Source organism: Mycoplana rhizolycopersici, assembly GCF_013378445.1.
In the GTDB taxonomy this organism is placed as follows: Bacteria; Pseudomonadota; Alphaproteobacteria; order Rhizobiales; family Rhizobiaceae; genus Mycoplana; species Mycoplana rhizolycopersici.
On the sequence record NZ_JABXYK010000061.1, the window covers coordinates 1 to 530 of the forward strand.

The following is a 530-nucleotide window of genomic DNA, read 5'->3' on the forward strand; positions in this document are numbered from 1 at the left end:
GCTAACCTTTTCGTCGCTCAGTTCATCGGCTCGCCCGCGATGAACATTCTCGAAGGCAAGGTCGTCGGCAAGTCGGAAGGCGTTGTGCATCTCATGCTCGAGTGCGGCGCGGCGCTGGACGTGTCTGACGATCGCGGAGCGCTGTCAGTGGGCGAAAGGATCAGCATCGGCATTCGGCCTGAAAACACGCAGATCACCCCGTCCGGGGAAAGTGGCCCAGTGCTCACGGGCACGGTCGATTTCGTCGAGCATCTCGGCGAAGTTCAGATTCTTTACGTCGATATGGCCGGTTCTGCTCAAAAATACCTGATCAAGACGGTGGACGACAAAGCATACGCGAGGATGGACCCTGTCCGTTTCACTGTCCGAACGAACGACATCCACCTGTTCAACGCGAAAGGTTGTTCCATCGCGGGACGCATTCTGGAGGCTCATGCGCTGACGCAATAGTGCCTTGCACACAATTGATGTGCCCAAAGAACGGTAGGCGGTTGAGCCGACATCCGCGCTCGATCCCGAGATGGTCAAGG

The 530-nt window shown here is 57.5% G+C and carries 1 protein-coding gene; it reads left to right on the forward strand.

Annotated features, from left to right (window positions below; all coding sequences use genetic code 11):
* The coding region (locus HV823_RS27530; protein WP_176952627.1) for a TOBE domain-containing protein at window positions 1–450 on the forward strand (450 nt) is incomplete at its 5' end.
* Window positions 451–530: the final 80 nt, after the last annotated feature.